Source organism: Capnocytophaga sp. CM59 (assembly GCF_000293175.1).
Taxonomy (GTDB): domain Bacteria; phylum Bacteroidota; class Bacteroidia; order Flavobacteriales; family Flavobacteriaceae; genus Capnocytophaga; species Capnocytophaga granulosa.
In genome coordinates this window covers 70,027-79,553 of sequence record NZ_ALNN01000012.1, presented here as the reverse complement: position 1 = coordinate 79,553, position 9,527 = coordinate 70,027, and the positions used below count along the sequence as shown (strand labels likewise).

Annotated in this window: 10 protein-coding genes; 5 read left to right on the top strand and 5 right to left on the bottom strand. The window is 38.8% G+C overall.

The genetic code is table 11. The features are described from left to right. Positions 1 to 199 precede the first annotated feature (199 nt). From HMPREF1154_RS03460 to HMPREF1154_RS03445, 4 genes are all read left to right on the top strand, one after another. Positions 200 to 1,000, top strand: coding sequence for an IS256 family transposase, variant Zn-binding type (locus HMPREF1154_RS03460; protein WP_009641149.1), 801 nt, complete (start codon positions 200 to 202; stop codon positions 998 to 1,000). Between the two features lie 287 nt (positions 1,001 to 1,287). Beyond that, positions 1,288 to 2,262 carry a hypothetical protein gene (locus tag HMPREF1154_RS03455; protein WP_009641121.1) on the top strand — a complete coding sequence of 325 codons (975 nt, stop codon included), beginning with the start codon at positions 1,288 to 1,290 and terminating at the stop codon, positions 2,260 to 2,262. A gap of 29 nt (positions 2,263 to 2,291) precedes the next feature. Beyond that, positions 2,292 to 3,095 (top strand): hypothetical protein, encoded by an 804-nt coding sequence (locus HMPREF1154_RS03450; protein ID WP_009641109.1) that lies wholly within the window; start codon positions 2,292 to 2,294, stop codon positions 3,093 to 3,095. Between the two features lie 7 nt (positions 3,096 to 3,102). Beyond that, positions 3,103 to 3,504 (top strand): DUF4279 domain-containing protein, encoded by a 402-nt coding sequence (locus HMPREF1154_RS03445; RefSeq protein WP_009641136.1) that lies wholly within the window; start codon positions 3,103 to 3,105, stop codon positions 3,502 to 3,504. A 52-nt stretch (positions 3,505 to 3,556) separates the two neighbouring features. On the opposite strand, the gene HMPREF1154_RS03440 is transcribed toward HMPREF1154_RS03445, so the two are convergent. The 5 genes from HMPREF1154_RS03440 to HMPREF1154_RS03420 all read right to left on the bottom strand — a co-directional run bounded on the left by HMPREF1154_RS03440 (position 3,557) and on the right by HMPREF1154_RS03420 (position 6,840). Next, positions 3,557 to 4,411, bottom strand: coding sequence for a DUF2911 domain-containing protein (locus HMPREF1154_RS03440; RefSeq protein ID WP_034566841.1), 855 nt, complete (start codon positions 4,409 to 4,411; stop codon positions 3,557 to 3,559). A gap of 124 nt (positions 4,412 to 4,535) precedes the next feature. Then, entirely contained in the window at positions 4,536 to 4,862 is a 327-nt protein-coding gene (locus HMPREF1154_RS03435) for a DMT family transporter (RefSeq protein ID WP_009641105.1), read from the bottom strand. A 253-nt stretch (positions 4,863 to 5,115) separates the two neighbouring features. Then, entirely contained in the window at positions 5,116 to 5,343 is a 228-nt protein-coding gene (locus tag HMPREF1154_RS03430; protein WP_009641153.1) for an Imm74 family immunity protein, read from the bottom strand. Positions 5,344 to 5,521: 178 nt separating this feature from the next. Further along, entirely contained in the window at positions 5,522 to 5,746 is a 225-nt protein-coding gene (locus tag HMPREF1154_RS03425) for a hypothetical protein (RefSeq protein ID WP_009641130.1), read from the bottom strand. A gap of 5 nt (positions 5,747 to 5,751) precedes the next feature. Continuing rightward, positions 5,752 to 6,840, bottom strand: coding sequence for a YARHG domain-containing protein (locus tag HMPREF1154_RS03420; protein ID WP_009641137.1), 1,089 nt, complete (start codon positions 6,838 to 6,840; stop codon positions 5,752 to 5,754). Positions 6,841 to 7,072: 232 nt separating this feature from the next. Here HMPREF1154_RS03420 and HMPREF1154_RS03415 point away from each other — a divergent pair, with 232 nt between their 5' ends. After that, on the top strand, positions 7,073 to 9,355 hold the full coding sequence (locus HMPREF1154_RS03415; RefSeq protein WP_009641140.1) for a TonB-dependent receptor: 2,283 nt from the start codon (positions 7,073 to 7,075) through the stop codon (positions 9,353 to 9,355). Positions 9,356 to 9,527 lie beyond the last annotated feature (172 nt).

Below are 9,527 nucleotides of genomic sequence, written 5' to 3'. Positions count from 1 at the left end.
TTTTTGGCTTAATGGACAAAAATGTTGCTCGAAAGTTCTTCAATCCCTTATTTTATCTACCTTTGCAGCTATTTGAAAAGATGAATAAAAAATTTGCTTTTACTGTGGCAGCAAAATAACTAAGAAAAATGGCACTAAAGAGGGTGTTCAACGATACAAGTGTTATGCCTGTGGAAAGACTTTTTTAGCCAAGAGGCAATTGAATATAGATGAAGATTTACTTTGGGAAGAGTATGTCAAAGGTAAACAGACTTATGCTCAATTAGCTGAAAAATATAGGTGTTCTATAAGAACAATCCAAAGAAAGTTAGATAATTATTCTGTCAAGAAACAGCTTAAAACAGCCCGAAAGGTGATCGTTCTGATGGATACAACTTATTGGGGAAGAGAGTTTGGCGTTATGCTTTTTAAAGATGCAATAACTAAAGAGAACCTTCTAAAGTACTATGTGAAAAATGAAACGAATGCTTTGTATATAAAAGGAATTCAAGAACTTATAAGCAAAGGTTTTGAAGTTATAGCAATTGTTTGCGATGGAAGAAAAGGACTATTACAGTCTTTTAATGATATTCCTGTTCAAATGTGTCAATTCCATCAAAAGGCAATTATTGTCAGATATTTAACCAAGAATCCTAAACTCCCTGCTGCGCAAGAACTAATAAAAGTAGTGAATTTATTGACTAATACAGACAAAGAATCATTTGAAGGAATTTTGGGATTATGGCATGAAAAATGGGGAGATTTTCTCAAAGAGAGAAGTATTAATCCATTGACAGGCAGAACACATTATACACATAAAAAGCTAAGAAGCGCCTATAGAAGTTTGAAAAACAACTTATCATGGCTCTTTACTTGGTATAATAAAATAGAACTAAATATTCCCAATACAACGAATGCAATAGATGGTCATTTTGCGGACTTAAAGAATAAACTAAGGAATCATAATGGTTTGTCTTTGGAAAGGAAAAAGAAATTTATTGATGGGTTTTTAAAGGCATAGGGCTGCCAAAATATTAAAAAAATAGGGAGCCTTATTACAAGCTCCCTCATATTAACATTTTGTATAGCATCTGTATTATCCCTGATAGGTTGCTCCCCAGCAGAGCCTATTTCCGTTTATACAGATAGGGCAAAGGTAAGGTAGTTTTTTGTATTATCCAAATACCTGTCTAAAAAAGAGCAACACTTTTGTCCATTAGAAGCTATATACCCAAAAAAAGCAACATTTTTGTCCATTATACCTTAAAATAGGTATTAGAAATTAGTAAATAGCATTATAACTCATCTATGAAATACTTTATCTCTTTTATTTTAACACTATTGCTTGCTGGCTGTAACCTTTTCCAAAAACAACAGTCGGCAGGGGAAAGTGTGGCGAGTTTCTGGAAAGATGAAGTGTTTGTGCCTGTGGAGAAGGAGTTGTATGTGATTAAAGATGTAACAACGAGATATGCTAGTTTGACAGACTCTATACCATCCCTTTTTTTCATAATGGGGGATAAGTTGGAGATTATAGCCGAAGGAAAGGAACTTTATAAAACGGAAAGAGGCTATGTGGAAAAAGAAGACATGGGAGATTGGGAAGCCCTGAAGTCCAAAATGACAGGGGAGGTACTTGTAGAGAGTATCTATGGAGATATTTCTGATACTATCTCTAAGTATCTGAATATAAATCAAGTCTCTTCTGAAGAATATCAAAAAGCCTTGAAAAATAAAGTAGATTTCCTTCAAAGAGATACACTTGCGATTGTAAAAAAGAAAGGCAAACTTACTTTTGTGTGCAAACAGAGGACGGTTTATCTAAAAGATGATATATCTGAACTTGCGGACAAGCATTTTGATATGATCTATACCTATTTAGGCAATATACCTGCTATTGATCAGTATGTGGTATTGGAAGATACTGAAAGATCATTGGCTTATATCTTGATAGATAAGACCACGGGGGAGAAAAGAAGATTTGAGAAGTTTCCCTTTCTCTCTGCTGATAAGAGGTATATCATCAATATAGGTAGGGACTACTATGATAGGGATAGGCTTATTTCTTTGTATCGTATAGAACATATAAAACCGCTGAAAATAGACACCTTAGTAGAAGGATATACAAAGAGTTGGGATGTCTATGATCTTGATAAAGAACCTATTTTCTTTAGTAAAAATGACTATTTGTATGCGCCTATGAACGTGGTGAGTAATTTCTTTGACGAGCATAATAACCCCAATAAACAACGAATGTATATCAAGATAGGAATTAAGAATTAGAAATCCGTAAACAGTATTATAACTAATCTATGAAATATTTTATCTCTCTTATTTTAATACTAAGTATTACCAGCTGTAACCTCTTTCAAAGGCAACAAAAGGTAGAAGAGGATATACTTGTAAAAGAACCAGAATGGCCACTTGTAGAAGATTTACTTGATATTACAGAAAAGAAGCTTTTGGAGGCTATCAACGATGGAAGAGGTGAAATATCAGATACTACTACTTTTGGTAAATTTTTTACGATAGAAAGGATACCTCGGCAGGTGTATCAGCAAGCACTCAAGCATCGTTATAATTTTCTCAAGAAAGATAGCTTGGCCATTAAGCAAGAATCAGGAGTAATGACCCTTCCTTGTAAAAAGCAAATAGTAACATTCGTAGATGAAGGGCCTACAGAAGATACAGAAATTATATTTTATCTCTATTTAGGTGAAATATCTGACTTAGAGCAATATGTAGTGTCGCGTGTTGTCTACAGAAGCAGGGAAACTCTTTTTATAGATAAGCAAACAGGAGCAGAGGCGGAAATGGGGCGCAATCCTCTCCCCACACCTGATGGCAAGTATGTAGTGGATGTATATAGCGATTATTTTTCAATAATCCTAACGCTCTATAAAGTAGAAAAGAAGCGTTCTTTTACTTTTAAAAAACTGATTACTCTGGAGCCTCATTATTGGCTACTTGATTATGATGAAAAAGAACCTGAGTTTTTTAGTAATGATGGGTATCTGTATATGCCTACTATATGCAGATACTTCTCGGAAGATATTGATAAGCGCACCTATGTTAGAATAGGAATCAAAAATCAGTCGTCAGTAGATAACCAATAACCAACTAATGAAAGACAAGCCAACCACTATTCGCCTTTCTTTTTGTATATATGGAGACTATTTTGATGTGGATAAGGTAACCAATATCATGGGTTTTCCACCTACTCAAACCGCTTATAAGGGAGACCGACTAAAATATCGTGTCAGTGAAGAGACTTTCTGGGAATATAATTTTGCTCCTCTTGAAACTCTTCTTATCGAAGATAATTTGGAGGTGTTTGCTGCTCAGGTAACTCCTTGTTTGGAAGAATTAGCTTCCTTTATTAAAGCGTTTGCTCTTACCTCAAAATTACTTTTTTGTGTAGAAATGAGTCCTAAGGAGAGCTGTCCCGCCATCGTTTTTGATAATAAAATACTAGAACTACTTCATAGGCTTAATGCTTGGATAGATATTGATATGTATAAATAATGACAAATGACTAGTGACTAACAACTAGTCACTGGTCACTTGTCGTTAGTCACTATTTTCGTTTTTTCTTCCACTGGGAGATAGAATCTTGATTCATTTTCACATAATCCTCGTTACCTTCTTTTTTAGCTTTTTGTAGGGAAGTTTCAGCAGCTTTGATAGCTTCTTTGGTTTTCCCTAATCGGGAGAGAATCACAGCCTGCGCGCGATACATATAGTAGGGAGCATCGGTCTGCATGCTGAGTGATTTGGTGATGAACTCATTGGCCTTGTCAAGGTCTCCATTGGAGGTAAGCAGGTAGTTGGCCGCTTCGTAGTAATCGCGAGCAGAAGAAGTAGCTGTAATTTTGTCGGCTATATTCTCCATGGACTGCTCTTGGGTTTGGGTGTGGAAAGGCAGTTCTACTAAAGTTTTATCCCAACGTACCGCTATTTTCCCGTCGTTATAGTTGATAGGATTCAGCTCAATGGTAAGGTATTCTGTTTCCATGGAATAGGGGATAGGTTTAGCCTCGGCTTGTAGGGCGATTTGGTTTTCGTCCCATTGTTGAGGAACACCCCAGTTGTCATTTTTCTTATAGAAGTAGAAAGTCCATTTGTCGGCTTCAGGTTTGGTATAGAGGGCATATTTCCCTTTAGGGAGTACTTTGCCTGCGATAGATACGTCTTCACTGAAAGAGATAGTGGTGTTTTCATTGGCGCCTGTACGCCATACACGGCTGTATGGTACCAGTTCTCCGAAGATTTTTCTACCACGCTTAGCTGGGCGTGTGTAGCTTACTTCCACTTCGGTAAGTCCGACCATTTGTTCTATGCTACCCTTTACGCTGGGTTGGGGTAGCTTAATCTGTGCCATGGCTTCCGAAAAGAAGCATAGCATACTGGCGATAATAAATATCTTTCTCATTGGGATTGTTTTTTCAGGGAGGGTTTGCAGCAAAAAGTATGCCAAATTAGTTTTCAGTTTTTAGTTTTGAATTTTGAGTTTCCTACGAACTGAGAACTATAAACTCAAAATTATGAACTCAAAACTAACTAGATACTGCTTTGAGTCCTACTACCGAGCCTATGAGGGTAGTGAGGAAGAAGAGGCGCCAGAAGGAAGCGGGTTCCTTGAAGACTAAAATTCCAACTAAGACGGTACCCACGGCGCCTATACCTGTCCATACGGCATAGGCCGTGCCTAAGGGAAGGTGTTGGGAAACCTTCATCAGTAGGGACATACTGATAAAAGTGCAGAGCAAAAAGCCTCCGTACCATAGGTACATAGTGGTACCTTGTGTTTCTTTTCCTTTGCCAAGACAGAAAGTAAAAGCGACCTCAAAAAGGCCTGCTATGATAAGTAAAAGCCAATACATAATTTTGAGTTTTGAGTTTTTAATTTTGAGCTATGGGGGGCTATTTCATTCTTATGAGACATTCTTTTAATCTTTGTAGGAGATTTGGAGCTGCGATACAGTCGGCAATGCTTAGATTGTCTAAAGCAGGTACAGGCTGTGTGATGACAGAGGGGCTGCATAAAGACTTACAAACTGATTCCAAGCCGAATTGCCTGAATAATAGTTATCTAAATGATGGTTCATCTTTAAAAATTAAGAGTTGAGAAACAAACTATTCAATGATTACCTTTTGTCCTTTGCTCCAAAAATGTTCTATAATAGCCTGTAATATAGTCTCTTGTTCCACATAGGAAAGTGTATTATCTATGGAATTACGATAGATAATGTAACTATAGGTATTATCTTTTGTAAGTAAAAGACCCTCTCCTAAGATATTGTAATACTGACCTTTGTAAGATATGGTGATCTGTCCTCTTGTGATTTTTTCTATTTTGACCATTACATATTTTGATGAATTGTTTCCTAAACTAACGTGAGTTCGATATAACAAAAGCTCCTACGGATTTTCACGGATTATAATAAGACCTTTGGTCTTATCTCAGACTTACAACTCTCAATAAAGAGCCATAGAGGCTGCTTATAATGGGCACGAGCTGCAAGAAACGGATTGTCCTATGTTATTTTAAACTATTTTTAGCTTCTTCTAATAGTTCGATAAAGGTATTGTATTCTACCTTATGGGTTATTATTTCCTCATTGCTTCGATTCATGGTAGGTGTTTCTACGAAAAAATTATGCTCCTCATCGTAGCTAACAAGCGCGATATATTTGTCATCAATGTAGATTTCAGCGACTAAATTGTCATAATTACCATCACTACTTATGAGTATTTCTTTCTTCATCCGTTTTATTTTAGGCTATTGATCAGCTCTTTTTCTTTTTGGCTAAGATGTTCTACTTCAGGGATATAGCTGGGGTTTGGCTGGTACCAATCCTGTTTGTTATAGAAGGCTTGTAGGGTCTTGTCCTTGAAGATATAGCCGCGGCGGGCAAAGGGGAGGTTGCGTAGCAGGCGCTTCTCTTCTTCTGTTTTGGGTTCTGTTTCGTATTTGAAGTTGGGTAGGTCAATGGTGAAGGGGTAGTCAATAGGGAAGCCCGCACTCTGATGTACCCATAGTGCCCAATCACAGATATGGAGTTCGCCCTTGGGGGTAAAGTTTTTCTTTTGGAAAAGGAGTAATCCCTGCTGTACATAGAAGTTGGTAGTATTTAGGTCAGTACCGTCTCCTCCGCCTTTGAGGGTTGTTTCGGTGATTTTGCCTACGCCACTGAGAAGCCATTCTCTGCCGCTTTTGAAAAAGGTGCGTTCTATGGAGGCGGTTTGGAAAGCACCCATGTCTATGATGAGGGTAAAGTCGTCTATGCGCTTATTCGCCCAGCGGTTGGCTGCGGTGAGGATATAGTCAAAGTGGTAGTTGTAGGCGATGCCTTGAGATATATTGTATTTGTAGGTATGCTTGAGGATATTGACCCCCTTTTTGAACTTGGCTTTGAAGTGATAGACGTACCTGAAATCAATATCGTTGCCGTCCTTATTACCGTTGAAAGTATTGAGGTCTATGCTCTTTATCTTCCCCCCTTTGGCGTAGAGGGAATCGGTTACATAGGCGATTTGGAAAGGGAGGAAGGCATTGTTCAGGTTTACCGTAAAATCAAACATATAAGGGTGGTGTCCGTTCTTAGGGGCACCATTTACATCGCCGCTGGGGCTTTCGGCCTCGAAACCTACGGTGATTTCCTTATCCTCCTTGGGGTTGAAGAATTCGTAATAGACGGAGACTTCTATATAATTGTTTTGTATTTTTTTGAGGTACAGGATTTCCTTTTGTACGGAAATATCGGTTTCCATAATAGGGACTAAGTGATTGCCCGAACCGAAGAAAGCCCCGTCATTGGCGTAAAGAGCTGTGCTTAATAGGAATAAAAACCACTTCATAAGTTTTGAGTTTTAAGTTTTGAGTTGGATAGGGACAAAGGTAAGGATAATTTGGCAAATAGTCAATTAGCATTTAACCATTGACTTGCATTAATAGCAGAGAATAAAAGGCAAACAGCAGAGGTTTCAGGGGTTAGTATAATATTTAACTTAAAACAAATATAAATAATTATTTGGATTAAATATAAATGACTACTTTTGCGCCGTTTTTAGTTATATAAAAGTGTTCTTTATGAAAAAGAAAACACAAATGATGGGTAAGTGGCTACTGACAGCGATGATAGCACTTACAGTTCCTCAGGTGAATGCTGCTGACTTTGCAGCTTCCAATAGTACTATGGAACAGGAGAGAGAAATCCAAGTAGAAGGGCGCGTAGTAGATGCCCATGGCGCACCACTACTTGGGGTGAATGTTCTTGTAAAAGGTTCCCAACGCGGGGTTGCCACTGATAAGGACGGCTACTACACTATCCGTGTAGATGAGAATGATGTCCTTATATTCAGATCCTTAGGCTATCACACTCAAGAGGTAGGGGTACAAGGGCGTACTTTGCTCAATGTACAAATGAAGGTCTCCCAAGAGGAACTCTCTGAAGTGACAGTAACCTCCACTGGAATTAAGCGACAAATCAAGGATTTTGCTGGTACGGTAAATGTAGTTTCAGCTGCACAGATCAAAGAATTGGCAATTCCTGCTGTAGGAGATGCCGTACGCTTTATGCCAGGGGTCAATTATATAGATGAAGATGGACGAGGCTTGCGTCCAGGAATAGGACTCAGAGGGATAGACCCTGCTCGTAATAGCAATACTTTGGTTGTCATTGATGGGAAAATTCCTATCGGCCAGAGCTATTCCGATATGGGAGGGTATTATATGATGCCTGTAGGAGCCATTGAAAGTGTAGAAGTGATTAAAGGAGCCTCTCCTGCGCTCTATGGAAGTGGTAGTATAGGCGGTGTGGTGAATATCATCACTAAAAAGGGAGCTGCTCAGCCTCATACAAATCTTAACTTACAATATGGTAACCATAATGCACTAAATATAGGGATAGAAACCGTAGGTAATACCAATGAAGGTGCTATGAATTACTATGCTGGTTTTCATCGTCGTCAGGGTGATGGCTTTAGGAAATCACGTAGCTACTACGCTGTGAATGACTTTACAGGCAATGTTACCACTAAGATAGGGGAGAAGAACGAATGGCGCTTCTTCGTTAATGGCTTTACCGAATACTCAGATACTCCAGGAGGGCTTAGCCAAGCACAATGGGATGCTGACCCAGAACAATCGGTGAATCCGCATGATTTCTTTGAGGCGAGACGCTTTAGTACGGCTATCTCTTACAAACGTCTTTTTGATGAGCAGAATTCGCTTACTACCTCCCTCTATGGAAGTTATCTCAAGCGTGATTGGTGGCTTGACAACCGCAATGCGGACCCTGCTAAGCGCAAATTTACGTCAGCTTTGCGAGATATTCCTTCTTTGGGACTCTTCTCCGACTATGAACGTACCAATACACTCTTTGGTAAGGAGAACAAGCTCTTGGCAGGGATACGCCTACATACCGATATTACCCATGATATATCTGTGGCAGGTGATAAAATGGGTGTGAAGGAAGGAAAAACAACCGCTAACTCCGCCAATACGGTAGTAGTTGCTGAAGGTTATGTGTTTGATGAGTTCCATATCACCGATAAGTTCAATATCAATCCAGCAGTACGCTATACCTTTGTCAATTACGACAAAGAGGATTACTTCCGCAATCAGTGGGATAACACCAATGAAGATGCCTTTATCTACTCTTTGGGGTTATTCTATAAGTTCTCCGAAGATTATCGTGCTTATTTGACCTATTCTAAGGGATATAAGATGCCACAAATCCGTATTGCCTTTGAAACCAATGGTGATTTGGATGCAGAAACCTCCAACAACTATGAATTGGGCTTGCGTAGTACTCCTACCGATTGGTTGGAAGTGGAATTAGCAGCTTATATTTTGGATTTTGATCACAAAATATTCCGTGAAGGAGGCTTGCTTAACAACGGAGGTAAAGCACTACACCAAGGAATAGAAGTCAGTGGTGCCATCTATCCTATAGAAGGGTTGAAACTCTATGGAAGTGGTGCTATCCAGAAAGCAACCATAGAATATGGTATGTACAAGGGTAACCGCATACCTTATGCCCCTCGCTATACAGCTACCGCAGGGGCTAAATATCAGTTGGAACTTGGAGGGGGTACCCTTACCCTCAACGGATATGGAAACTTTGTAAGCTCTCAGTTCTCTGACACCAAAAATACAGCAGTAGGTTCTGCCAATGGTAATGTAGGGCTTATTCCTAAGTTCTTCTTGCTCAATGCTACAGCTAACTATAGTATCAAGCAATGGAATGTGAACCTCAATGCGCTAAACCTACTCAACCGCAAGTACTTCACTACCCGCCACAGTGCTTGGGGAGGAATTATGCCGGCGGCTACTATCAGTATATTAGCTGGAGTAGGTTACCAGTTTTAATAGGCTAATTAGCTGATTTTTAATTTGCCAATGTGCTGATTTGTCAATTAGCATATTGGCAAATTTGTTTGTTATAAAAAAATTCTTTTTTATTTTGGTAGTATCAAAAATATTTTCTAACTTTGCGCTTTAATTTCGAATAAAAAAATACAACCGTATTTAGAAACAGAAT